Raw genomic sequence first — 25575 nt, 5'->3', positions numbered from 1 at the left:
GCGTACCACAACACAACGCTTGACTCTGACACCAGTGTCAGGGTTCAGACTGGCGCTCCCAACGTTTCAAGGAGCTTGACGATGTACCGATTCTTCCACCGCGTGCTGGGCACGCTGCTGCTGGCGGCGGCGCTGGCCGCCACCGCCGCGGGTGCAACCACCCGTAGCTATACCGTCACCGCCCCGGACGGCGTGCCGCTCGCCGTCGACGAGGCCGGCAACCCCGATGGGCCGGCCATCGTGTTCGTGCATGGCCTGCTGGGCAGCCGGCTGAACTGGGAACGCCAGTTCGCCAGCCCGGTCCTGGCGCGCTACCGGCTGATCGCGTTCGACCTGCGCGGCCATGGCCTGTCCGGCAAGCCGGCCGGCGCCGCGGCGTATGCGGACGGGCGCCGCTGGGCCGACGACCTGGCGGCCGTGCTGGCAACTGCCAAGGCCACCAAACCCGTTCTGGTCGGTTGGTCGCTGGGCGCGGCCGTGATCACCAATTACCTGGCCGCGTACGGTGACGCCGGCATCGGCGGCGCCGTGTACGTCGGCGGCGTGATCGAGCTGAAGCCGGAACAGATCACGGCGCACCCTGCGCTGTACCGCGACCTGGCGTCGGCGGACCTGAAAACCCATCTGGACGCCGAGCGCGCCTTCCTCGGCCTGTGCTTCGCCACGCCGCCGCAACCGGACGTGCTGCAACGGCTGCTGGCAAACGCGGCGATGGCGTCATGGGAGATGACGGCCGCGGTGCCGTCGATGACGATCGATGCGGCGGCCGGCCTCGGCCGGCTGGGCAAGCCGCTGCTGCTCGTCTACGGCGAGCGCGACGCGCTGGTGCAACCGCAGCCGTCGATCGCACGGGCACGCGCGCTGCAGCCACGTGCCGTCACCGCGCTGTACCCCGGTGCAGGCCACGCACCTTTCATCGAGGCACCAGAGCGCTTCGAACGCGACCTCGCCTCCTTCGTCGACCGCGCCGCCGGCGCGGGCGTCAGGCCAGCCGCTGCTGGGCGATAAGAATCCCGTCCGCATCGGCGTACACCCAGTCGCCCGGATTGACGGGCACGCCGGCGATCTGCACGCGCACATTGCGCTCGCCCGTGCCCTTCTTCGCGCCCCGCTGCGGGATCGCGGCCAGCGCACGCACGGCGATGTCGCAGCTGTCGATTTCCTCCGTATCGCGCACGCAGCCGTCGATGACGACGCCGGCCCAGCCATTGTCCTGCGCCAGCAGCGCCAGCTGGCCGCCGAACAGCGCGCGGCGCAGGCTGCCGCCACCGTCGACGACGAGCACCTGGCCGTCGCCCGGCGTCTCCAGCGCGGTGCGCACCAGCGCATTGTCCTCGAAGACCTTGACCGTGACGACGCGGCCGCCGAAGCGCGCGCGCTTGCCGTAGTGGCGGAACACGGGCGGCAGCACGGTCAGGCGGCCGTCCTCGAGCAGCACGGCGTTATCGTCGCACAGGTCGGTGGTGGCGAAATCGGTGGCGAAAGGCGTGGCCAGGCTCATGAGACTCCCCAGGTAAACGAGATGGTCCGATTCTAGGCGCTTTTCAGCGCGACCGCCCGGGTACTGCCGCCGACGCCGACGGCCGTGCCGATCGCCAGCGCCTGGAACAGCGCCACGCCGGCAAACAGCCAGCCCGGATGGCCGCCGTCCATTACGGCGCCGAACAGCAGCGGGCCGACCGACAGGCCCGTGTCCAACCCGGAGTAGACGACGCCATACACGCGCCCCGTCGCGTTCTTCGGCGCGGCGGCGCGGATCATCAGGTCGCGCGACGGGCCCGCCACGCCGGAACAGAAGCCGATCGCCGCCATCAGCGGCAGCGCCAGCCAGCCCGGCACGACGGCCGCCCCCAGCACCAGCGCCAGCACGGCGGCGACGGCGAACGCCAGCGCGATATTGCGGTCGTGGTTGCGCGAGCCGGCGCCGATGAAGCCGCCGACCACCATGCCGCCGGCCGACGCCAGCATATAGGCCGTATAGGAACTCGTCGCCAGCTCGCGCGAGATGCCGTACAGCTGTTCCAGCCCGATCGATGCGAACGACTGGATGCCGCCCAGCGCCACGGCCGTCAGGAAGAAGAACGCAAAGCACATCCATACGGACGGCAGGCGCAGGAACGCCAGCGTGCCTTCGCCGCCATGCTGCGCGGCGCCCGTACGCTGGACAGGATTCGGGCGCAGCGCGTCCCGGTTCAGCACGAGGATCGCCAGCACGATGAACGGCAGCACCGCCGCGCAGGCCAGCGCCGCGCGCCAGCTGGCGAACGCCGCCACCGTCGTCAGGAACAGCGGCGACGCGGCCCAGCCGATATTGCCGCTGATGCCGTGTACCGAGAAGCCGTGCGCCAGCCGCTCGCGCGATACGCGCTGGTTCAGCAGCGTGTAGTCGGCCGGGTGGAAGATGCTGTTGCCGACGCCGGCCAGCAGCGCGCCCGCCATCAGCCCCGCATAGCTGTGCGCCGCCGACAGCGCCAGCGCCGACACGCCCAGCATGCCGACGCCGAAGAACAGCACGCGGCGCGCGCCGACGCGGTCGACAACAAAGCCGGCCAGTGCCTGGCCGATGCCGGAGACGACGAAGAACACCGTCATCAACAGCCCCAGTTCGGAGTAGCTGAGCCCAAACGCGGGCTTCAGCCACGGGAACAGCGCGGCCAGGATCAGGTGGTAAAAGTGCGAGGTGCCGTGCGCCAGGCCCACGAGGCCGATCACCCGCGCATCCTGGCGCAGCTGCGCCTTCCCGGTCGTTGTAGTCGTGTTGCTCATTGTTTCCCCATGTTTTTTTCGGACTTCCCAGCAGCGAGTGTAGGCAAAACGGCCCCGGCTGTTTTAAGATAGAAAGTCAACTTTTATCGCATTCCTGCCAATGCCCGTCCCCGTCGTCAAGCACACGCTGCCCTACCCGGACTGCTTCGATCCGACCCTGGATCGCCCCGTGACGCTGATGGCGCGCGACCTGGACAGCCGCGAATACCTGCGCCCCCACACGCACCCGTGGGGCCAGCTGACGCACGCGCTGGACGGCGTGCTGCGCGTGACGGCGGCCGACAGCACGTGGATCGTGCCGCCGTCGCGCGCCGTGTGGATCGCGCCGGGCATCGTCCATTCCGTCACCGTGCTGCAAGCCACGCGCCTGCGCCCCGTGCGGATCCTGGCTGCGCGCGCGCCGTTCCCCGGCGAAGCGTGCCGCGTGCTGGAAGTCTCGGACCTGCTGCGTGAACTGATCCTCGCGCTGGAGCAATTGCCGCCGCTGGAACCGTCCGCCCGCGCGACGATGCTGACGGAACTGATGCTGGACGAGCTGGCGCGCAGCGAGACGCGCCCGATCCGCGTGCCGATGCCGCGCGATAAGCGGCTGCAAAGCCTGTGCGGCCGGCTGATCGACACGCCGGGCGCGCCGCAGACCTTGGCCGACTGGGCCCAGGAAGTGGGCGCGTCGGAGCGCACGCTGGCGCGGCTGTTCGAGAAGGAGCTGGGCATGAGCTTCGGCCAATGGCGCCAGCAGGTGCGGCTGGCGCATGCGGCGCCGATGATCGCCGGCGGCATGCCGCTGGCGCGCGTGGCCGACGAGCTGGGGTACGCGAGCCAGTCCGCGTTCTCGCAGATGTTCCGCAAGACGTTCGGCTGCACGCCGTCCTCGTTCTTCGCGCGGCGGTGAACCCGATGCGGCCTTTTCACCAGCGCGCGGCGCTTGCCGGCGCGGCCCTGCTGGCCGCCAGCCTCGCGCTGGGCTATGCATGCGTGCAGCGCAGCCACCTGCGCGCGGCCCTGCTGCCGGCAGCAGCGGGCGAACTGCGCTGGCACGCGCGCGGCAATGCGGACAACACGCGCGGCGGCGCGTCGTCGACGACGATCCATGCGGCGGGCGAGCGGCTGCGCTTCGACCTGCGCGTCGTGCCGGGCGTGCCGGGCGTGCCGTATCCGTTTGCGGGGACTGACCTGTTCTTCGACGGTGCCGACGGCAAGCCGGCGCACGTTGACCTGTCGCGCTATGCGACGCTGTCGTTCGTCGCCCGCTGCGAACCCGCCAACACGCTGATGCTGAGCATCCCCACGTTCGACGCGAAGGTATCGCGGCGCGGCGACCTGCTGAGCTACCGGACTCCGGCCGCCTTTTTCTCGTGCACGCCGCAGGGCAATCGCGTCGACGTCGACCTCTCCCGGCTGGAAACGCCGCAATGGTGGTTCGATCTGTACAAGCAGAATATCGCGCACCAGCATTACCGGCTGGACCAGGTGCCGAAAATCGCGTTCGGCAGCACGTTTCAAAGCCCGGTGGGAAATAGCGCGCGCGTCGAAATAAGCGAGCTGGCGTTTATTGGCCGGGACGACCGTTATCCGTTATTCGCAGGCGGCATATTGGCGACAGCGTGGGTCTTGTTTTCAGTATGGTTTTTCCGCGGTCATACGCGTGCATTGATCGACGAGCTGCGCGAGAAACTGCGCAAGGATGTGGCGATTGTTCCGTATCGCGCATTACCTCTCGAAGGCCATCGCGACCGGGAAAAGGCGACCTTGCTGGATTATCTCGGCGCGCATTACGCGCAGGCGGATTTGAGCGTCGACACCGTGGTGGCCGCCACCGGCATCAACCGCAACAAGCTCAACGATATCCTGAAAGCGGAACTGGGGCTGACGTTCAGCGCCTACCTGAACAAGCTGCGGCTGACGGAAGCAGCCCGGCTCCTTGCCGGGCAAGGCGGCGCCACCGTGGCCGAGATCGCATATTCGGTCGGTTATGCGAACGTGTCGTACTTTAACAAGCTGTTCAAGGAAGAGCACGGCTGTACGCCGAAGGCTTTCCGCACCGCCTGCCGGGCGGCCGCCTGACGGGCGGATCGTTCCCGCTGGCGCTTGTACTTGGCGCTGTCACCCCAGCTTGTGGAATGGCCGCACGTGCGCCGCGCACGGTACCCCTCGCTCCTTCCGTCAGCCAATCCCATGGCGGCGGATCGCCGAACGATTCCACAAGCTGAGGTGACAGCGCCTTGCACTTCCCGCAGCATTTCTTCAACTTTCCGCACCGTGGGGCGTGCGCCCCGTGTTAGCGCTACCTCAGCCGTGGCGATGGCCGTATCATGCCGTCACCCGAACATACGGAGGAGACAATGCGCTTTACCCCCCTGCTGCTGGGCGCCCTGCTGCTGACTTCCAGCGCGCTGGCCCAGCAAAGAACGATTGCCGTCGACGCAACGGCCATTCAAGGTGACCTGAACAGGAATTTCAATATGGTGGTCGGTGCCGGCCGCGCCAATGAAGGATTGCGCGCCGACTGGCAACAGCAATTGGCGGAAATTCGCCGCGATGCCGGCTTCCGGTATATCCGGATGCATGGCCTGCTGTCCGACGACATGGGCGTCTATAAAGTGGATGCGCAGGGTCGCGAACAATATAACTTCCAATATATCGATGCGCTATACGATTATCTGCTGAGCGTCGGCGTGAAACCCTTCGTCGAATTGGGTTTCATGCCGGCGGCAATGGCCAGCGGCGAGAAAACCATATTCTGGTGGCGCGGCAATGTCACGCCGCCGCGCAGCTACGAGAAATGGGAAAAACTCGTCAAGGCATTGACGCAGCACTGGACCGAGCGTTACGGCCAGAAGGAAGTGGCGAGCTGGTATTTCGAAGTCTGGAACGAACCGAACCTGGATGGCTTCTGGGCCGGCACGCAGGACGAGTACTTCAAGCTGTATGCGCATGCGGCGCGGGCCATCAAGAGCGTCAGCGCCGACTACCGGGTCGGCGGCCCCGCCACGGCCGGTGCCGCGTGGATTCCGGAAACGATCGCCTACGCCGCCAAGCACGACGTGCCGCTCGATTTCGTCAGCACCCACACCTATGGCGTCGAGCAGGGCTTTCTGGATGAATTCGGCACGCACGGCACGGTGCTCAGCAAGGATGCCGGGTCCATCAGCAACGACGTGCTGAAGAACCGCCGCGAGATCGCCGCGTCCAGCAAGCCGCGGCTGCCGCTGCATTACACGGAGTGGAGCTCGTCGTACACGCCGTCCGACCCCACGCACGACAGCTATCACCAGGCCGCCTACATCCTGCAAAAGCTGAAACAGGTGGGCGACGCGGCGCAGTCGATGTCGTACTGGGTGTTCACCGACATCTTCGAGGAAGCGGGTCCCCGCTTCGAAGCCTTCCATGGCGGCTTCGGGCTGATGAACACGCAAGGTATCAAGAAGAGCGCGTACTTCGCCTACCAGTTCCTGAACCAGCTGGGCCCGAAGACGCTCGCCAACGGGGACGAGCAATCGATCGCCACCGTCGACGGCACGGGCAACGTCGCCGTGCTGCTGTGGGATTACACGCGCACGCTGCCCGATGGCGTCAACAACCAGCAGTACTTCATCCGCGACCTGCCGCCGCGGGACAAGGGCAGCGCGCAGGTGGCGCTGCGGGGCCTGAAGCCGGGCACGTACACGCTGGCCGTGTCGCAGGTCGGCTATCGCAAGAACGACGCCTACACGGCCTACATCGGCATGGGCGCGCCCAGGCAGTTGACGCGCGCCCAGGTGACGGAGCTGAAGGCGCAGGCCACCGGCAAGCCGTCCACGCTGCGCACCGTGCGCATCGGCCGGGACGGCACGTACACGTTGCCTCTGCCGCTGCGCGAGAACGACGTGTACCTGGTGCGCCTGACGAAGGGAGGCCGGCCATGATCAGCCGCCGCGTATTGTTCAAGGCCGCCGCCGCCGGCACCGTTGCCCTGCCGGCCGCATCGATGTCGCAGGCGGCGGCCGCGCCCTGCCCGCCCGCGCCCGTGCCGCGCTGGGGCCGCGGCATCGAAGGCCAGCGCAAGGCCGACCTGGGCGACGGCACCTACCTGAACCCGATCGTCGCCGGCGACCACCCGGATCCGACGATCCTGAAGGACGGCGCCGACTACTACATGACGTTCTCGTCGTTCTATTCGTACCCCGGCCTCGTGATCTGGCATTCGACGGACCTCGTGAACTGGGCCCCGATCGGCCCGGCCCTGTCCAAGCCGCTGGGCACGATCTGGGCGGTGGACCTGTGCAAGCAGAACGGCCGTTATTTCATCTACATCCCCGCCGCGCCGGACGGCAGCAGCTGGTCGATCTACGCGATCTGGGCGGACGATATCCGCGGACCGTGGAGCGATCCGGTGGACTTGCAGATCCGCGGCTGCATCGACCCGGGCCACGCCGTCGGCGAGGACGGCAAGCGCTACCTGTTCGTCAACGGCATCCGCAAGATCCGCCTGACGGACGACGGCCTGGCCGCCGACGGCGCGCTGGAACATGCGTACAGCCCGTGGCGCTATCCTGACGACTGGGTCGTCGAGAACTTCGCGCCGGAGGGGCCGAAGCTGCTGCGCCGCGGCGGCTGGTTCTACCTGGTGACGGCGGTCGGCGGCACGTCCGGCCCGCCGACCGGGCATATGGTGATCGCCGCGCGTTCGCGCTCGATCCACGGGCCATGGGAGCATTGCCCGCGCAACCCGCTGGTACGCACGGTCGATGCGAGCGAGCCGTGGTGGTCGAAGGGCCACGCGACGCTTGTCGAAGGGCCGGCCGGCGACTGGTGGATGGTGTACCACGGCTACGAGAACGGCTTTCGCACGCTGGGCCGGCAGACGCTGCTCGAACCGATCGAGTGGACGGCGGACGGCTGGTTCCGCGCCACCGGCGGCGACCTGTCCAAGCCGCTGCGCAAGCCCAAGGGCGGCCGCGCAGGAGCTGCCGGCCAGCCGCTGTCGGATGATTTCAGCCGCAACCGTTTCGGCGTGCAATGGTCGTTCCACGATCCCGCGCCGGACGAGATGGCACGCGTGAAGTACGAAACGACGGCGGCACCGGCGGCCTTGCTGCTGCGGGCGAAAGGCAAGTCGCCGGCCGACAGCGCCCCGCTGACGTGCCCCGTCGGCGAACGCGCCTACGAGGCCGAAGTAACGCTGGAACTGCAGGGCGATGCCGAAGCGGGCCTGCTGCTGTTCTACAACCACAAGGCATTCGTCGGCGTCGGCTTCGACGGCGGCGCGATCCGCACATACAGCGCGGCCGAGGAACAGGGCTGGATGAAGAAACCGTTCGCCGGCCGCAAGCTGCGCGTGCGGTTGACCAATGACCGCAACGTCGTCACCTACCGCTATTCGGACGACGATGGCGCGACGTGGCAGCTGCACGGCCTGCGGATGGAGGTCTCGGGCATGCACCACAATGTGTTCGGCGGCTTCCTCAGCCTGAAGATCGGCATCTATTGCACCGGCCGCGGCGCGGTGCGCATCACGCGCTTCGCGTTTCGCGCGCTGCCGGACTGATCCCGCCACGGGCGCCCGCCGACGATCCCCCCGCCTTGAATGAAGGCGCGCAGCAAACCGCGCCTTCATTTTCACCTAAGACTGCCGCGCTGTCCGGAACGACTGAAATATATTTGCACGCCAGAATATTTCCCGTTGCCCCAAAATATTTAAATCCCTGCAGCCTGTTTCTCCCGTTTGCGCGCCATCAATAACGCTCAGTTCGTTTATCTCGATAGTAGGCCATGCGGGAACTTTGGTGAAAGCGACTCCCCGCCGCGGTTAATAGTTTATTAAATTGGGACACGTTTGATATTGCTCCGCGGCGAAAAAATCTTCGACAACAAAATGTGCGCAATCGACCGCCGCACAGGGACCGCTTCGCCTTTTCCCGGCACGGCAATTCATTTCAGCTGACAGGAGAAACATCATGAAATATTCCCCAATGGAAGCCGGTAATACGCTGGAGGCGGCAAGCCCGCAACTGAGGACGATGGAAGCGATGCAGCAAGCCATGCGCGACAACCTGCAACCCGGTACCGATGCGCGCGCGCAAGCGGAATCGAAACCCTTCCTGCCGACGATGCCGGCCGAGCGATACGAGGAGATCAAGGCGCAATTGCAGGGGCAGCGGCCCGCCGCCAAACGGCAACTTGCCGACCAACCGGAAATGCTGGACCAGGACAACGACGCCATGGCGCTCGACCGCGAAGCGGCGCAGGCGCTGGCGCCGATCATCCTCACCGGCCCGAACGTACCGGGCGCCACCAATGTGGATGGCCTGATGCCGCCGGATACGCATGGCGCGATCGGCCTCGATTATTTTGTCGAAGTCACCAATTCGCATATCGACATGTTCGTGCGCACCAATCCCAGCAGCCGCACCAGTATTTCGCTGGCAGCCTTTTTCGGCTATTCGACCCGTGTACTGTTCGACCCGCGTGTCGTGTATGACAGCGTGTGGAATCGGTGGATCGTGACGGCCGACGCATTCGCGGAATCGACGACACGGCAATTGTATTTCATCGCCGTCTCCACCTCCGCCAATCCGCTCGGCGGTTTTTATATCTATGCGCTCAACGTCACATTCAATACCGGCGACTTCTGGGATTATCCACAGCTGGGCATGGACCAGGATGCGGTGATCGTTACCGCCAATATCTTCTCGTCGACCGGCGCGTTCCGGTGGGCGGACATGTTCGCCGTCGCGAAGGCGCGCCTGTACAACGGGCTCGGGTTCTCGGTGCCCGTCTTCACGGGGCTGCGCGGCACGCTGGCGCCGCCGATCGTGCTGGACCAGAACGCGCGCACGTTCCTGATCGCCGCCTCCGGCGGCAGCGCCCTCAGCATGTACGCGCTGACGAACTCGAGCAGGCCGAACGGCATCGCGCTCGGCGGCCCCGTCAGCGTTACCGTGCCCGCGTACACGGCGCCGCCGTCGGCGCCGCAACCGGGCACCACCGTCCGCCTCGACACGCTCGACGGCCGCTTCGTCAACGCCAGCACGCAGAGCGGCGATTTCCTGTGGCAGACGCATACGGTGGACCTGGCCGGCTACGCGGCGCCGAAGTTCTACCAGATCAACACGGCGACCAATGCGCTGGTGCAAAGCGCGTTCTTCTTCGGCACGTCGACGTCCTACGATTTCAACGCGTCGATCGCGGCCAACAGCGCCAACGACATCTACGTGACCTGGACGATGACGGACCCGCCCAACGGCACCTTCCCGCAGGTACGCTTCTCCGGCTTCGACCACAACAACGGCGCCACGTACACGCTCAGCCCGGGCATCGCGGCCTTCACGAGCCCGACGTATTACGGCGCGACCCGGTGGGGCGACTACTCGGCGGTGACGGTGGACCCGCGCAACAGCCGGCGGGCCTGGCTGGTCAACGAGAATGCCCTGGCCAACCATGACTGGGGCAGCCGGATCGTCGGTATCGGCTTCTGAAGCCGTCGCCCGTCAGCGGATGCCGCTGTCGTAGACGATGCGCACCGGCGTCAACCGGCCGCCGGTGACGACGACGGTTTGCTGCGGAGCGTACGGACCGGCGGCACCGGACTCGGGACGCAAGCGGTAGGTGCCGGGGGCGAGAGCGATCTCGAAGCGCCCGTCCGCACCGCTGCGCACCGTTGCCACCGCGCGGCCGGCCGCGTCGACGATCGTGATCATGGCCTCGCAGGAGCGATGGTTGACGTCGCCCGGCCGCTCGACTGGCATGATGGGGCTGAGGATGACTTCACCGGCAATGCCGCTGGCTGCCGTGATGGTGGTCATGATGCGGTGTTCATGATGCGGTGGTCATGATGCGGTGTTCATGATGCGGAGGTCATGATGCGCTGGTCATATTGGAACCGTCATCACGGTAGACAGCACGCGGCGCCCGAAGTTCGCTACCCCTCCCCTGCCGCATGCAGCTTCTCCAGCGCGTAGCTGCGCGTCGTATCGAGCAGGCGGTACGGCGCGCCGCCATCCGGTTCGGCCGCCACCATCGATTTGGCGACCAGTTGCGCCACGTGGCCCGGCACGTCGTCCGCCGCGATGCCGCTGCCTTGCGCGGCGTGGACGGCATCGTCCAGCGTGAACGCGCCACGCAGCGTGGCGAGCCTGCGCAGCACGGCCTGCTCGGCCGGCGTCAGCAGGTCGTGGCTCCAGTCCAATGTCGCGCGCAGCGTCTGGTGGCGCGGCAGAGCCGTGCGCCGGCCCCGCGTCAGCACGGCGAAGCAGTCGGACAGCCGGCGCGCCAGCTCGTGCACGCCGAAGAATGCGGCGCGTCCCGCCGCCAGTTCCAGCGCCAGCGGGATCCCATCGAGGCGGCGGCAGATCGCCGCCACCGCCGCCGCATTGCCGTCGTCGAGCGTGAAGCCGCCGTCGGCGCTGGCCCGCTCGACGAACAGCTGCACGGCCGCGTAGCCGGACAGCGCGGCGGGCGCCGGCGCGTCGTCCATTGGCACCGGCAGTGGCGGCAGGCGGACCACCCGCTCGCCGTCGATGCGCAGCGGTTCGCGGCTGGTGACGACGATGTGGGGCGCATCGGTCGTGCGCCGCAGCCGGGCCGCCAGCGCGGCAACGCCGTCGATCAGGTGTTCGCAGCCGTCCAGCACCAGCAGCATGCGGCGCCGGCCCAGCGCGGCGCACAGCGCGTCGTGCGACGCGGCGCCGGGCAGCCCGGCCGCCTGCGCGACGGTGGCCAGCAGTTGCGCGGGGTCCTGCAGCGGCGCCAGGTCGGCACGCACGACGCGGCCACCAAACGCGCCGGCGCCGCGGGCCGCCAGCGCCAGCGCGACGGACGTCTTGCCCATCCCGCCCGGCCCGGCGATCGTCAGCAGCCGTTCCGATTGCACCGCGTGCGCCAGCTGGTCCAGCACGGCGTCGCGGCCGATCAGGCGGAGCAACGGCGCCGCGGCCGCCAGCGGTGGCGGCGCGGCGGCATCGGTGGCCATGCGGCGCACCGGCGCGACGAAGCTGTAGCCCCGCCCGACCACGTTCTCCACATACGTCCGTTCACCGCCCAGCGCACGGCGCAGCGCGCCCACGTGCACGCGCAGATTGCCTTCCTCGACGACAGTGCGCGGCCAGACGCGGGCGATCAGCTCATCCTTGGCGACGACGGCGCCGGCCTGCTCGACCAGCGCCACCAGCAGGTCGAATGCGCGCCCCGTCAGGCGCACCGGCGCGCCGTGCCGGTACAACGTGCGCGTGTGCGGCACCAGGCGGAAGTCGCCGAACTCCACTGTGCGCCACTGCTGTGGGTCCATGTTCCCTTACCTCGAAAGCCGGATTGATTTCCAACACGGCAAATTCTAACGTAACGGGTAGCGGCGTTAATCATTCGTCACTGTTAAATTTTTTCCACCTGAAAGGGGTACTGCCGATGATGCACCCGCCGGACCGCGCCGCCGCCGCCGCGCTGCCATTCGCCCAGGCCGGCGCCGAGCAGCGTGCCTGCCTGCTCGATGCGATCGGCGCCGCCCTCGACGGCGTGCGCCACCGCCTGCCACAACAGGCGGCCTTCGACGCGGGCATCGCGCCGGCTATCGCGCTGCACGAGCACGACACGCTGCGGCGCTGGCTGCACACGCTGGCCGCCACGCTGCGCGACGATGCGGACGGCGCCGGCACCGTGCCGCTGGGACCCGTGGCGGCCGTCGGCGCGCATGGCAGCGCGTACGGCCTGGCGGGCGTCCATGCGATGGCCGCGCTGGCCGCCGGCTGCCCCGTGCTGGCGCACGCGGTGCGCGCACCCAGCTGCGCCGAGCTGGCGAACCTGATCGCGGTGGCCGCCGCGGCGAGCCGCCTGCCGGACAGCGTGTTCGCCCTGGCCGACGACGATGCCGCGCTGCTGGAACATCACGCGATCCGCGCCGCGATCTGCCGCGGCGGCGTGTACGCGGTGCCGCGCCTGCTGCCCGCCGTGCGCGAACTGGACGGCACCGAGGCGGCTTTCGTGCTGCCCGGCGCGCTGAACGGGCGCGCCGAATACCTGGGCCGCGAACTGCTGGCGCAGCCGGGCAGCCGCCCCGTCGTCGTGGCGATCGACGGCGACGGTTACATCGACTTGCGCGAAGCGATCGGCGACGCGCTGGGCGCCAGCCCGCATGGTCCTTTCAACGAAGTCGACGCGGCCGCACTGCTGGCCAGCCCGCCGCCGCCGCAACGCGCCGGCGGCCTGCTGGTGCGCTGCGCCGATGCGGCCGAGCTGGTGGCGCTGGCCTGGGCACTGGGGCCTTTGTACTGCGCCAGCGTGCATGCGGCGGCCGACGATGCGGCGCTGTCCGCGCGGCTGCTGCCGGTACTGCGCCTGGCCGCGCGCCACATCCACCTGAACCGCTGCGGCGGCGCGCTGCATCCCACGCGGGAAGCGGCCGGCGACGCGATCGGGCGCTTTCGCCGCCCGGTGCACCTGCACCGCGCGCCACTCGATCAACCTTACGGGAACCGGACATGAACGAGAACCTCCTGCCTGCCGAGAAAGTCGGCATCGCGCAGATCCGCATCCGCAACGCGGGCCGCGGTACCGCCGTGCTGGGCTCATTCGTCGCCGCGGACAAGCTGCTGAAGGCATGGGCCGACGGGCGCCAATGCCGCGAGTGCGAATTCGAGATTCGTTACCTGGACGGCAGCCGTCTGTCCGGCCAGTATCCGATGTGGCAGAAGAGCACGGCCCGGCAATCGCTGGGCGCGCACCTGCGGCGCGTGCTGGCCAGCGGGCAGGCGGACGAGCGCACTGCCGCGCTGCGCTTCGACACGGCCGGCGGTAAGGAACGCTTCCTGGACCAGTACGAAGTCGAGGATTTCGCGCCGTCCTGATGCCAAAGTCGATGCGCTGCCGCGACAGCGCACCGCGATGTCAGCGTGTTGTAATGAAGACCACGTATGGTCGATCCGACGGCGCCTTGCCGCCCAACCGGGATCTTCCATGGCCATGCTCAAGTCGTCCATCGCAGAGTCGTCAACCACCGCGGCGTCCATCACCGCGGCGCCCATCCCTCCCGCCTGCTGGGCCGCGTTCGGCCCTTTCCGCCTGCTGCCGTTGCAACGGGTGTTGCTGGAAGACGGCCGGCCCGTCAAGCTGGGCTCGCGCGCGTTCGACATTCTTGCCGCGCTGGCCGAACGGCACGGCGCCATCGTCCCCAAGCATGAGCTGATCGCCCGCGTGTGGCCCGGCACCGTCGTCGAGGAATCGAACCTGCGCGTGCACGTGGCGGCATTGCGCCGCGCGCTGCGCGACAGCGCCGGGCGCCGCATGATCGGCAGCGTCGCCGGCCAGGGCTACGCGCTGCTGCCGCCCGTGCAGTGGCAAGCGCCGGCGGCCCCGCCGCTGCCGGACGATGCCGGTGCGCACGCGAAACTCGTGCAGGCATTGGCACAGCACTTGCCGCAACGCCGGCTCGTCACGCTGACGGGGCCCGGCGGCGTCGGCAAGAGCACCGCGGCGCAAGCTGTCGCGGCGCGGCTGGGGGCGCACTACTGCGTGCACAGCGCCGACGTGGCGGCGGCCAGCGATCCGGCCGCCGCGCTGGGCGACGCGCTCGGCCTGCCGCCCGGCACCGACCCGGTGCCACCGCTGCGCGCCGTCGTGCGCGACCGCCCCGTGCTGGTGGTGCTCGACAATTGCGAGCGTGCCATCGACGCGGCCGCCACGCTGGCCGAACGGCTGCTGCGCGACGTGCCGGACGTCGTCGTGCTGGCCACCAGCCGCGAAGCGCTGCGCGCCACCGGCGAATGGGTCGAGCGGCTCGAACCGCTGGCCTGCCCGCCGGCCGGCCCACTGGACGCGGCGGCCGCACTGGCCTTCCCCGCCGTCGCGCTGTTCATGCAGCGTACCGCCGCCGTGCATGGCTACGCACTCGCCGACGACGATGCGCAAGCCGTCGCCGAACTGTGCCGCCGCCTGGACGGCCTGCCGCTGGCGCTGGAACTGGCCGGCGAGCGGCTCGACCTGTTCCAGCCGCGCGAGCTGGCCGCGCGCCTCGATGCCCGGCTGCAGCTGCTGAAAGGCGGCCGCCGCACGGCGCCGCCGCGGCACCGGTCGCTGCGCGCCACGCTGGAATGGAGCTGGGACACGCTCACCGCCACCGAACGCACGGTGCTGTGCCGGCTCGCGCTGTGCGCCGGTCCGTTCACGCTGGAGCGGGCCACGCGCATCGCCGCGCAGGAAGACATCGGTGCGGCGCAGGTCGAGGATGCCGTTGCGGCGCTGGTGGCGAAGTCGCTGCTGGCCACCGTACGCCACAGCGGCCCGCCGCACTGCCGCCTGTACGAGAACGTGCGGGTGCACGCGCTGGCACAACTGGCACCCGGCGACGGTGCGCATGCCCGCTTCGCCGCCGACTGCATCGACACGGTGGCCGGCGACGATCCGCACCGCCTGGACGACGTGCGCACCGCCCTGGCCTGGGCGTTCGGGCCGGCCGGCGACAACGCTGTCGGCACGGCCCTGCTGGTCGCCTCCGCGACGGCCTGGTGGGACGCCGGGCGCTTGCCGGAGCACCGCGAATGGCTCGAATCGGCCCTGCTGCGCGTGACTGGGGCGGAGGGCACTGCGGGCGGCGATGCCGCAGCCGAGATGGCGCTGTGCGGCGCGCTGGGTGCCGTGCGGGTCTACCTCGACGGTCCCGGTGCCGGCCGCAGCGCCTTTGCCCGCGCGTTCGCGCTGGCCGAGCAATTGAACGACGTGGAGCGCCTGGCCGATGCGTTTTCCGGCCTCGCGCTGGAAGACATGCTGGCCGGCGACTACCCAGCCGCGCTGGCCCTGGTGGACCGCTACCGCCAGGCGATCCGCAACCGGGGTTCGCGCGCCGCCCAGCTGGTGCACGACCGCGTCGCCGCGCTGGCGCTGCACCTGGCCGGCGAACAGGGCGCCGCCGCCACGCTGGCACGCGCGCTGCAGGACCAGACGGTGCCCGCCGTCTGCACCCGCCGGCGCACTGTGCTGCATACCGATGAAAACGTTGTCGCGGGCGCCGTGCTGGCGCGCACGCGCTGGCTGCTGGGTTATCCCGACGATGCGCTGCGGCGCGCCCAGGGCGCCCTGCAGCGCGCCCGCGCCGTCGGTGCCGACACGTCGCTGTGCTATGTGCTGGGCTTCGCGCTGTTCCCCGTCGCGTGGTGGCGCGGCGACCGCGCGGTGGCGCTGGCGGCGCTGGCGGAACTGGAGCAGGCGGCGCGCCGGCTGCCGAAATGGCGCGGCCTCGCGCACCAGTACCGCGTCTGCGTCGTCGACGGCGGCCAGACGACGCTGGGCGCCGCGCTGGCCGTCGGCCCGCACCGCGAGACGCTGGCCACGCTCGACGCGCGCTACCTGGACGATGCGCTGCTGCGCCGCGCGTTGCAGGGCGATGCGCGCTGGTGTGCGGCCGAGCTGCGCCGCCTGCATGGCGAACGGCTGCTGGCCGGTGCCGACCATGCGGTGCGGCTGGAAGCGGAACGGCTGTTCCGCGATGCGCTGCTGTTGGCGCGCAACCAGGGCGCGCGGGCGTGGGAGCTGCGCGCGGCGATCAGCCTTGCGCGCATGTGGCAGCAGCGCGGGGCGTACATCGAAGCCCGCGCGTTGCTGGAGACGGCCAGCGCGGGCTGGACGGAAGGCCAAACGTCGGCCGACCTCGTCACGGCGGGCAAGCTGCTGGCCCAGTGGGCGCCGGCGGCCGGGCGGGAGCTGGCGGAGCGGGAACTGGCCGAGCGTGAACCGGCCGGATGTAACAAGGCCGGCGGCGCGCAGGGCACGCCGCCGGCCTGGCGGAACGGAAGCTGTCCGGGCGTTACAGCCTGACGACTTCCTCCTTGCCGTCCGCCGCGAACACGAGGCCGCCGTCGCGCGCATCGATGCTGATCGTGTCCTTCGGGCCGAAGCGGCCTTCCAGGATCAGCTTCGACAGCGGGTTCTCGATCTGCTGCTGGATCGCGCGCTTCAACGGCCGCGCGCCATACACCGGATCATAGCCCGCCTCGGCGATCTTCAGCAGTGCGCGATCCGTCACGTCGAGGCCCATGTCCATCCGCTGCAGCCGCTGCTTCAGCACATTCAGCTGGATCTTCGCGATCGCACCGATGTTCTTGTCGTCCAGGCCGTGGAACACGACGATCTCGTCGATCCGGTTGATGAACTCGGGCCGGAAGTGCGACCGTACCTCGGCCATCACGGCCAGCTTCGTCACGGCCGGATCGGAGTCGTCCATCGACTGGATCTTGTGTGAACCGAGGTTCGACGTCATGATGATCACGGTGTTCTTGAAGTCCACCGTGCGGCCCTGGCCATCGGTCATGCGGCCATCGTCGAGCACCTGCAGCAGCACGTTGAACACGTCGTGGTGCGCCTTCTCCACCTCATCGAGCAGGATCACGCTGTAGGGCTTCCTGCGCACCGCTTCCGTCAGGTAGCCGCCTTCGTCGTAGCCCACATAGCCCGGCGGCGCGCCGATCAGGCGGGCCACCGAATGCTTCTCCATGAATTCGCTCATGTCGATGCGGATCATCGATTCCTCGGTATCGAACAGGAACGCGGCCAGCGCCTTCGACAGCTCCGTTTTACCAACACCGGTCGGGCCCAGGAACATGAACGAGCCATACGGCCGGTTCGGGTCCGCGAGGCCGGCGCGCGAACGGCGGATCGCATCGGCCACCGCATTGATCGCCTCGTCCTGGCCCACCACCCGCTCGTGCAGCTTTTCCTCGATGTGCAGCAGCTTGTCGCGCTCGCCCTGCATCATGCGCGACACGGGAATGCCCGTCGCGCGCGACACCACTTCGGCGATTTCCTCGGCACCCACCTGCGTGCGGAGCAGCTTCGGCTTGTCCTTGCCTTCCTCGTCGCTGGAGGATTCGGCCTGCTTCAACTGCGCTTCCAGCTGCGGCAGGCGGCCATACTGCAGTTCCGACACGCGCTGCCAGTTCGACGCGCGGGTGGCTTCCTCCATCTCCAGGCGGATGCGCTCGATCTCTTCCTTGATGTGCGTGGTGCCCTGCACATTGGCCTTCTCGGCCTTCAGCACTTCCTCGTAATCGTTGTACTCGCGCTGCAGCTTGGCGATTTCCTCGTCGATCAGGTCCAGGCGCTTCTTCGATCCTTCGTCCTTCTCGCGCTTGACGGCTTCCTTCTCGATCTTCAGCTGGATCAGCCGGCGTTCGAGCTTGTCCATCACTTCCGGCTTGCTGTCGATCTCGATCTTGATCTTCGAAGCCGCTTCGTCGATCAGGTCGATCGCCTTGTCCGGCAGGAAGCGGTCGGTGATGTAGCGGTGCGACAGCTCGGCCGCGGCGATGATCGCCGGGTCGGTGATCTCCACCTTGTGGTGCAGTTCGTACTTGTCCTGCAAGCCGCGCAGGATCGCGATCGTCGCTTCCACGGTCGGCTCGTCGACAAGGATCTTCTGGAAGCGGCGCTCCAGCGCGGCATCCTTCTCGATGTACTTGCGGTACTCGTCCAGCGTGGTCGCGCCGACGCAATGCAGCTCGCCGCGCGCCAGCGCGGGCTTCAGCATGTTCCCGGCATCCATCGCACCCTCGGCCTTGCCGGCACCGACCATCGTGTGCAGCTCGTCGATGAAGACGATCGTCTGGCCTTCGTCCTTCGCCAGTTCGTTCAGGACGCTCTTCAGCCGCTCTTCGAATTCGCCGCGGTACTTCGCACCGGCCAGCAGTGCCGCCATGTCGAGCGACAACACGCGCTTGCCGCGCAGCGAATCGGGCACTTCGTTGTTGACGATGCGCTGCGCCAGCCCTTCGACGATCGCCGTCTTGCCGACACCCGGTTCACCGATCAGCACGGGGTTGTTCTTCGTGCGCCGTTGCAGTACCTGGATCGCGCGGCGGATCTCGTCGTCACGGCCGATCACGGGGTCGAGCTTGCCCTGGCGGGCCCGCTCGGTCAGGTCCATCGTGTATTTTTTCAGCGCCTCGCGCTGGCCTTCCGCTTCCTGCGAATCGACCTTGCCACCGCCGCGCACGGCATCGATCGCCGCTTCCAACGACTTGCGGGACAGGCCGCTTTCCTTGGCCAGGCGGCCCGCGTCGGACTTATCCTCCGTCAGCGCCAGCAGCACCATCTCGCTGGAGACGAACTGGTCGCCCCGCTTCTGCGCTTCCTTGTCCGCCAGGTTCAACATGTTGACGAACTCGCGGCTGACCTGCACGTTGCCGCCCGTGCCGGACACCTTCGGCAGCCGCTCGATGCCGCTCTTGAGCGCCGCAGCCAGCCCGCCGACGTTGACGCCGGCGCGCTGCAGCAGCGAACGTGCACCGCCGTCGTCCTGGTTCAGCAGGGCCGTCAGCAGGTGCAGCGGTTCGATATAGGGATTGTCGTTGCCGACGGCGAGGCTTTGCGCGTCGGCCAGCGCTTCCTGTAACTTCGTTGTCAGTTTGTCTTGACGCATTTTGGTAATGCTCCAGTGATTGTCTGACGATAAAGTAAGGATGCGCCTACACGATTTCAAGCGGGTGTTTTGACCTCGATCAATTCAAGCTGCCAGGGTCAGACCCGGCACGGGTCTGACCCTACCCCCACTTCTTCAGCGCCTCGTCATCGGACACGCGCGCATCGACCCAACGTGCGCCATCCGGCGTCTGTTCCTTCTTCCAGAACGGCGCTTCCGTCTTCAGGTAGTCGATGATGAATTCGCATGCAGCGAAAGCTTCGCCGCGGTGCGCAGAGGTGACGGCGACGAGCACGATCTGGTCGCGCGGCAACAGCGGGCCGACGCGGTGGATCACCAGCGCATCGAAGATCGGCCAGCGCGCCTGGGCCTGGTCGATGATGCGCTCGATCGACTGTTCCGTCATGCCGGGATAATGCTCGAGCTCCATCGCCGCCACGTGGGCACCCTCGTTCAGGTCGCGCACGGTGCCGACGAACGTGACGACGCCGCCGACCTTGGCATTGCCGGCGCGCAGCTGGGCTACCTCGGCTGCAAGATCGAAATCCTCCTGCTGGATCCTGACACGGCTCATCGGGCCTGCTCCGCGCCGATCTTGCGGAACAGCTGCTCGATGCGGCTGGCGGTGCGGTCGTCGGCCAGCGCCGGCATGGCGCACAGTTCGACGAACTGGGCGGCCTGCGCCGCGGCGGAGCCGGCCTTCTGGCCCGACTTCAGCGAGTTCTGCAACACCTCGACCTGCATCTTCAGCCGGTCGCGGGCGAACTCGGCGCCGCTGTCGATGCCGGCAATGATTTCCAGCCGCAGCACTTCCGACAGCAGCCGCGCCCGGTTGGACTCGAGCGTGCCGGCATACGCGGCCCGTGCCGACGGTTCGCCGCCGGCCGCCTGCAGCGCCGCGTTGAAGCGGGCGTGCAACGTGCGCTCGTAGTCGGACGGCAGCGCCGGCAACGCCTGCCAGCGGCCGTTCCAGTCGTCCGCATCGACGTCGCCCGGCGCGGCCAGCGCGTTTTCCAGCGCCTGCGTCAGCCGCAACTTGTCGCGCAACGCATTGGCCTGGGCGGCGCCGGCGCGCTTCCTCAAGGCATCGGACTGGCCCTGCAGCTTCGCGACGGCGGCACGGTAGCGCTGCTCGATGCGCTGCTCGGCCGCGCGCGGCACGGCCCCCGACGCATGCCACGCAGTGGCGGCTTCGCGCAGCGCCTTGCCGATGGCGGCCTGCTGGGCCTTGTCGTCGCCCTCCGGCGTGAAGGCTTCCAGCTGCGCGCAGATCTCCTCGCGCGCATGCAAGTGGGCCTTGCGTTCGTGGTCGGCCGCATGGGCCGATTGCTTACGCTTGGCAAAGATCGTGTCGCAGGCGGCGCGGAACTTCTGCCACAGCGCCTGTTCCTGGCGGCGCTCCAGCGGCAGCGCCTTCGCGTGGCCCTGCCACGCTTCCTGCAAGCCGCGCAACGTGTCGACGGTGTGGCGCTCCGTCGGGTTCAGCTTGTAGACTTCCTCGATCAGCTGCTCGCGCCGGGCCACCTCGATCTTGCGCTGCTCTTCCAGCGGCGCCATCAACGCTTCCATCGCCTTGCCGAACGCCGTGTCGAGGCGCTTCTTGTCCTTGCGGTCGATCGTGCCCAGCCGGCTCCAGGCCTGGCGCAGCCGCTGCGTGCTCGATGCCAGCGCGCGCCAATCCTCGCGTGCGGCCGGAGAGTCGGCGGCCAGCGCGTGCACCTCGTCCACCAGCGCCTGCGCCTTCGCGGCATTCGCATGGCGCTCGTCGGCCAGGTGGCGGAAGTGCGCGGCGGCCGGCGCATACGCCGCGGTGCAGGCGGCGTCGAACTTCTCCCACAGGCTCTTCGGCGCCGCGCCGGACACCGTGTCGAGCGCCTTCCAGCGCTCACGCATCGCGCTGACCTTCTTGGCCAGCTCGCTCATCGACAGGTTCTGCGCCGGCAGCTCTTCCACGGCGTGCACGAGCTCCTCGCGGGACACGTTGCCGCCCCAGCGGGCCCAGGCGGACAGCCGCTTGAACTCGGCGCGGACGTGGGCCAGGCGGTCGGCCTGCTGCGTCGTCAGGCGCCCCGTCTTGCTGTCTTTCAGCGTCTTGTCGTGCTCGGCGGCGACGTGCAGCTGGCCCTGGTTCAGTGCCGCCTCCATCGCATCGACGAGGGCCATGAATCGCTCATTGGCTTCCCGGTCGGCCGGCGTAAGTTTCTTTTCCTTTGGCGGGCGCGGCGGTTCCTGCGGCGCTGGTGCGGCCGCGGCCGGAGCCTCGGCTGCCGGCTCCGCGGCCGGTGCCGCATGGTCGGTATCGTTCGGCGCCGGCGCCGAGGCTTCGGCCTGCTCCCGCTCCGGGACCGCCGCCGGAGCGGTGGTTGCGGGCGCGGCGGGTGCCGGCTTTTCCAGCTTCTCAGCCTTTTCCGGCGCGGCCGGCCGTGTCAATGCGGCGCGGGCGGCCTCGAGCGCCTGCTCGATGTCCGTGCGCAGGTGGCGCGGCAGCGATGCCTGTTCCGGTGCGGCCAGCCGGGCCGCATGATCGGCGGCCAACCGGTCCAGCTCGGCCTGGGCGGCCGCCGGATCGTCCGGCACGGGCGCGGCGGCCAGCTTGCGCAGCGCGGCCAGCGCGTCGATCGTGGCGCGCTGCAGGCTGACCTGCGCTTCCAGCCGGCCACCGAGCGCGGCGCGCAGCTGGTCGAACTGCGCGGCCAGCTCGGGCGGCGCATCGATCACTTTCCACAGGCGGTCCAGATCGGCCACGAGGTTCGGTGTCAGCTTCTCATCCTGCAACAGCCGCTGTGCGCTGGCAATGCTGGCTTCGGCCTGGCGCTGTTCCATCTGGCGATGGCGGATCGCATCGAGGCGCTGCTGCATCAGCTTGGCGACGCGGCGGTCCGTATTGCGCACGGCTTGCTGCACGCGTTCCAGCATCGGCTGCGATACGACGTGCTCGGCGGCGGCCAACCGCACGTCGGCGAATTCGCTCTGCAGGATCAGCTCGACGGCGGCCGCTTCGTCGCCGGCCAGCGACTTCGCGCGCTCGGCCTGCTCGGCACGCCGCACGGCGTTGGCGTGGTCCTTGCCGCCGTCGCCAGCACCATGCGGGCTGCCGTGATTGCCGTTCCCTGGCTCGGCCGTGTTGTGCCCCTGCGCGCCGGGCGCGTCGGGGCCCTTGTCGCCGGGCCGTTTGAAGAGGAATTCAAACATGATGTGCTATGGATGGATCAAAACCGCCATCATAGCGCAGCGCCGCTTTTCGCGGCGTCGCAACCCGGGCGCGGCGCCGGGCGGTCGGGTCAGTCGGCCGAGGCGGCACGCGGCAGCACCCGCCCGCGTGCGCGCACCGCGGGCATGCGGGGCTCGATCGCGGCCACCGGTTCGGCCGGCGGGGCCAAGCGCGGCACCAGGGTGATCACGTCGGCTTCGTCGTTGTCGCCGCCATGCCGGCGCGCTTCCTGCAACTGCGCGTCGTGCGCCAGCAGCTTGTTGGCGATGGCGAACCAGGCCTCGCCGCAAATGGCGCTGCGGGCGATCGCGAACAATTCCTGCTCCTCTTTCTCCAGCCTTTGCAGCATCGCCGAGCAGAAGCTGTCGATCGACTCGCAGACGGCCGTCACCTGCTCCTCGCTTTTCGGGCCGACGTGCTCGAGGCGTTCCTTCAGCCGGCGCACGACGCCCAGCGCCAGCTGGTTCAGGCGCGACAGTTCGTCCAGCAACTGGTCGGCGCGCTGCGTGGCCTGGCGTAACGCGGGGATCAGGTACAGCTCCACCTTGCGCCAGCTGCACGCCTCGTACAGGCGTTCCAGCGTGACGCATGCGTATTCAAGCTGGGACAGCGTCAGGCTCTGCTGGCGGGTCAACGTCGATTGCACATATTTCTGGAATGAAAGCAGGCTGAGGCGGATATTGGCCTGCTCGACGGACAGCGCAACCAGCGTATAAGTGGCCGTTAACATTCTCTCTCCCTGTGCGAAACGGAAGTTCAAAGTGTAAATAAGACCGACAGGACCACTTTGAGGCAGCGCAAGCTTGCTTGCGAGCTTTCTGACTCACCTTAGGATGTTTTCCCATGCAATGCAAGTTCGAGCCGCACCATCCCCGGCTCGCTGCCGGGCAGCACGGCGCCGCCGCAACGCCGCACGAGGTGCTGCACGCCGGTGTTCTCGGCCAGCGCTTCGCCCGTCAGCGCGCCCGTGCCGCGGCCGCGGAAGTACTCGATCAACTTGCGGAACAGGACCATGCCGAGCCCCTTGCCTTTCAGGTCCGAACGCACGGCGATCGCGAATTCGGCGCGGCGATTGTCCGGGTCGGCCACGGCGCGCACGACGCCCAGCGTTTCCGGCATGCCGCCGGGGCCGGGCCGGGTGGCGATGAACGCCATCGCGCGGTCGTAGTCGATCTGCGTCAGGCGCGCCAGCTGGACCTGCGGCAGTTCGCGCAGCACCGTGAAGAAGCGCAGCCGCACGTCGTCCGGATCGAGTTGCGCGAAGAAACGCGCATGGGCCGGCGCATCTTCCGGCCGGATGGGCCGCAGCAGCAGCGTGGTGCCTTGCCACGCCACTGTTTCCTCCAGCGCCTGCGGATACGGGCGGATCGCCATCGCCGCTTCCGGCCGCGGCGGGCCAAGGACGATGCGGGCACGCTGCGCAACGAGCGCGCCGCCGGGGCGCCAGCTCAGCGGGTCCAGTTCCAGTTCGGCGACTTCGCACAGGTCCGTCACCAGGTCCGCTGCGCGCACCAGCGCCTGGCAGACGGCGGCATCGCCACCGGGCAAGCGGGCGGCGCGGCTGCGGCCGACGATGTCACGCGCCAGCACCATGTTCAGCGGCGGCAGCCCGGCCGCGTGGCCACCGGCGGCGCGCCCCGCGCTGCCGCCCAGGCCGAATTCCAGCGCGGGGCCGAACACGGCGTCGACGTGCATCGCGATGCGCAGCGGCGGCACGTCGTCGTCCAGCGCGGCTGGCGCGGCTGCGAGCTCCAGGCCGTACGCGGCCAGCACGATGCGGCATTCGTCCGCATCCAGTACGTGGCGGCCGGCCCGGCGCGCCGCCGTGACGAGCGCCCGGGCGGAGGCCCGCGTCGCCGCATCGGTACTCGGCACCTGCGCCGGCACTTCCGTCAGCAAGGCCTGGTTGCGCTGGTATTGCACCACCTGGCGGAACGCGCGCACGGCCTTTTCCGGCGTGTCGTAGCTGGGCAGGCCCGCATCGGCAAACACGGCGCGCGCCTCCTGCACCGCATCGCCGCCGAGCCAGCACGACAGCACGGTGCGGCGCGCATCGCGCACCAGCGGCACCAGAGCGCGCGCCACCTCTGTGCTGCCGGCGGCCGGCGTCGGCACGTGCACCAGCAGCAGGGCGTCGGCCTGCGGTTCGTCCAGCAGCGCGCGCACGGCCGCCACGTGGCGGGCGCAATCGGCGCGCACGCCGATGTCCAGCGGATTGCCGGGTGCCACGCCGTCCGGCGCCAGGTCATTCAATGCGCGCAAGGTCGGCGGCGACAGCGGCGCCAGCTCGCCGCCGATGAATGCCAGCGCGTCCGTCGCCAGCAGGCCAAGGCTGGTGGCGTTGCTGACGACGGCCAGGCGTTCGCCCGGCAGCGGGCGGGCTCTCGCCACCGTCTGCACGGCGTCGAACAGGTCGGCCGACGAGTACACCCGCAGCATGCCGGCGCGGCGGATCGCCGCATCGACGACGCGGTCGGCGCGGTCCGTACCGCGGCCCGACTTCAGCACGACCACCGGCTTGCCGCGCGCCGCGATGCGGGCCGCCGACAGGAATTTGCGGGCATCGGCGATGCTTTCGATGTGCAGCACGATGGCCTGGGTGTCCGCATCGCCGGCCAGGTAATCGAGCAGGTCGGCCACGTCGACGTCGCCGCCCTCGCCCACCGACACGACGCGCGAGAAGCCGATGTGATGGTGCTGCGCCCAGTCCAGCACGGCCGTCATCAGCATGCCGGACTGCGACACGAACGCGATCCGGCCCGGCCGCGCGCCGACGTGGGCGACGCTGGCGTTGACGCCGGCGGCCGGGCCGATCAGGCCGATGCCGCCGGGACCCAGCAAGCGCAGCACGTGCGGCCGCGCCGCCTTCAGCATCGCCGCGCGCACGGCCGGCGGCACGGCCGTCAGCACGATCGCCGCACGGGTGCCACGTGCGCCCAGGTCGGCAACGATCCCGGGGATCGTGTCGGGCGGCGTGCAGATCACGGCCAGGTCCGGCGCGGCCGGCAGCGCGGCAATGCGCGCATAGCACGGGATGCCGAGCAGCGTGTCGTACTTCGGATTGACGGGCCACAACGGGCCGGCAAAGCCGCTGGCGGCCATATTGTCCAGCACTGTGGTGCCGATCCGCCCTGGGCGCTGCGAGGCGCCGATGACGGCGACGGTGCGCGGTTCGAACAGGCGGTCGAGGTGGCGGATGCTCATCGTGTCCTCATGTACC

Annotated in this window: 18 protein-coding genes; 9 read left to right on the top strand and 9 right to left on the bottom strand. The window is 69.0% G+C overall.

From position 1 onward, the window contains the following. The first annotated feature begins 81 nt into the window (after positions 1-81). On the top strand, positions 82-1008 hold the full coding sequence (locus IP92_RS04875; protein WP_145873424.1) for an alpha/beta fold hydrolase: 927 nt from the start codon (positions 82-84) through the stop codon (positions 1006-1008). Here the strand turns inward: IP92_RS04875 and rraA are convergent. Both rraA and IP92_RS04865 read right to left on the bottom strand, forming a co-directional pair. Beyond that, positions 983-1501 (bottom strand): ribonuclease E activity regulator RraA, encoded by a 519-nt coding sequence (gene rraA / locus IP92_RS04870; RefSeq protein WP_145873423.1) that lies wholly within the window; start codon positions 1499-1501, stop codon positions 983-985. The two genes, IP92_RS04875 and rraA, sit on opposite strands and share 26 nt — an antisense overlap. Positions 1502-1533: 32 nt before the next feature. Then, positions 1534-2766 (bottom strand): MFS transporter, encoded by a 1233-nt coding sequence (locus tag IP92_RS04865; protein ID WP_145873422.1) that lies wholly within the window; start codon positions 2764-2766, stop codon positions 1534-1536. 100 nt (positions 2767-2866) lie between these two features. On the opposite strand from IP92_RS04865, the gene IP92_RS04860 reads away from it, so the two are divergent. The 5 genes from IP92_RS04860 (at position 2867) to IP92_RS04840 (ending at position 10223) form a co-directional block, all read left to right on the top strand. After that, positions 2867-3658, top strand: coding sequence for an AraC family transcriptional regulator (locus IP92_RS04860; protein WP_145873421.1), 792 nt, complete (start codon positions 2867-2869; stop codon positions 3656-3658). Positions 3659-3663: 5 nt separating this feature from the next. Further along, the gene (locus IP92_RS04855) at positions 3664-4830 is read left to right on the top strand and encodes a helix-turn-helix domain-containing protein (protein ID WP_145873420.1); all 1167 of its coding nucleotides are present in this window, start codon (positions 3664-3666) and stop codon (positions 4828-4830) included. 278 nt (positions 4831-5108) lie between these two features. Next, positions 5109-6671, top strand: coding sequence for a GH39 family glycosyl hydrolase (locus IP92_RS04850; RefSeq protein ID WP_145873419.1), 1563 nt, complete (start codon positions 5109-5111; stop codon positions 6669-6671). Continuing rightward, positions 6668-8293, top strand: coding sequence for a family 43 glycosylhydrolase (locus tag IP92_RS04845; protein WP_145873418.1), 1626 nt, complete (start codon positions 6668-6670; stop codon positions 8291-8293). Before IP92_RS04850 ends, IP92_RS04845 begins: the two co-directional genes overlap by 4 nt. Positions 8294-8702: 409 nt before the next feature. Continuing rightward, positions 8703-10223, top strand: a complete 1521-nt coding sequence (locus tag IP92_RS04840) for a hypothetical protein (RefSeq protein WP_145873417.1) — start codon at positions 8703-8705, stop codon at positions 10221-10223. A 12-nt stretch (positions 10224-10235) separates the two neighbouring features. On the opposite strand, the gene IP92_RS04835 is transcribed toward IP92_RS04840, so the two are convergent. Together IP92_RS04835 and IP92_RS04830 are read right to left on the bottom strand one after the other, a co-directional pair. Then, on the bottom strand, positions 10236-10550 hold the full coding sequence (locus IP92_RS04835) for a carboxypeptidase-like regulatory domain-containing protein (RefSeq protein ID WP_145873416.1): 315 nt from the start codon (positions 10548-10550) through the stop codon (positions 10236-10238). 116 nt (positions 10551-10666) lie between these two features. Continuing rightward, positions 10667-12031, bottom strand: a complete 1365-nt coding sequence (locus tag IP92_RS04830) for an ATP-binding protein (RefSeq protein WP_145873415.1) — start codon at positions 12029-12031, stop codon at positions 10667-10669. A 116-nt stretch (positions 12032-12147) separates the two neighbouring features. Here IP92_RS04830 and IP92_RS04825 point away from each other — a divergent pair, with 116 nt between their 5' ends. The 3 genes from IP92_RS04825 (at position 12148) to IP92_RS04815 (ending at position 16545) form a co-directional block, all read left to right on the top strand. Beyond that, a complete protein-coding gene (locus IP92_RS04825; protein WP_145873414.1) occupies positions 12148-13221 on the top strand; it encodes an aldehyde dehydrogenase family protein in 1074 nt (357 codons plus the stop codon). Then, positions 13218-13583, top strand: a complete 366-nt coding sequence (locus IP92_RS04820; RefSeq protein ID WP_145873413.1) for a hypothetical protein — start codon at positions 13218-13220, stop codon at positions 13581-13583. Before IP92_RS04825 ends, IP92_RS04820 begins: the two co-directional genes overlap by 4 nt. Positions 13584-13692: 109 nt before the next feature. After that, entirely contained in the window at positions 13693-16545 is a 2853-nt protein-coding gene (locus tag IP92_RS04815) for an ATP-binding protein (RefSeq protein WP_158206694.1), read from the top strand. On the opposite strand, the gene clpB is transcribed toward IP92_RS04815, so the two are convergent. The 5 genes from clpB to IP92_RS04790 form a co-directional block, all read right to left on the bottom strand. Further along, entirely contained in the window at positions 16535-19144 is a 2610-nt protein-coding gene (gene clpB / locus IP92_RS04810; protein WP_145873411.1) for an ATP-dependent chaperone ClpB, read from the bottom strand. The two genes, IP92_RS04815 and clpB, sit on opposite strands and share 11 nt — an antisense overlap. A 121-nt stretch (positions 19145-19265) precedes the next feature. Next, positions 19266-19718, bottom strand: coding sequence for a molybdopterin synthase catalytic subunit MoaE (gene moaE / locus IP92_RS04805; protein WP_145873410.1), 453 nt, complete (start codon positions 19716-19718; stop codon positions 19266-19268). After that, positions 19715-22336, bottom strand: coding sequence for a DUF349 domain-containing protein (locus tag IP92_RS04800; RefSeq protein WP_145873409.1), 2622 nt, complete (start codon positions 22334-22336; stop codon positions 19715-19717). The genes moaE and IP92_RS04800 overlap by 4 nt, the downstream gene beginning before the upstream one ends. An 89-nt stretch (positions 22337-22425) precedes the next feature. Continuing rightward, the gene (locus IP92_RS04795) at positions 22426-23085 is read right to left on the bottom strand and encodes a hypothetical protein (protein WP_145873408.1); all 660 of its coding nucleotides are present in this window, start codon (positions 23083-23085) and stop codon (positions 22426-22428) included. A gap of 98 nt (positions 23086-23183) precedes the next feature. Then, entirely contained in the window at positions 23184-25559 is a 2376-nt protein-coding gene (locus tag IP92_RS04790; protein WP_145873407.1) for a bifunctional acetate--CoA ligase family protein/GNAT family N-acetyltransferase, read from the bottom strand. Between the last annotated feature and the right edge of the window lie 16 nt (positions 25560-25575).

It is taken from the genome of Pseudoduganella flava, from assembly GCF_007830495.1.
GTDB lineage: Bacteria > Pseudomonadota > Gammaproteobacteria > Burkholderiales > Burkholderiaceae_D > Rugamonas > Rugamonas flava.
This window is presented reverse-complemented; position numbering and strand designations above follow the sequence as displayed.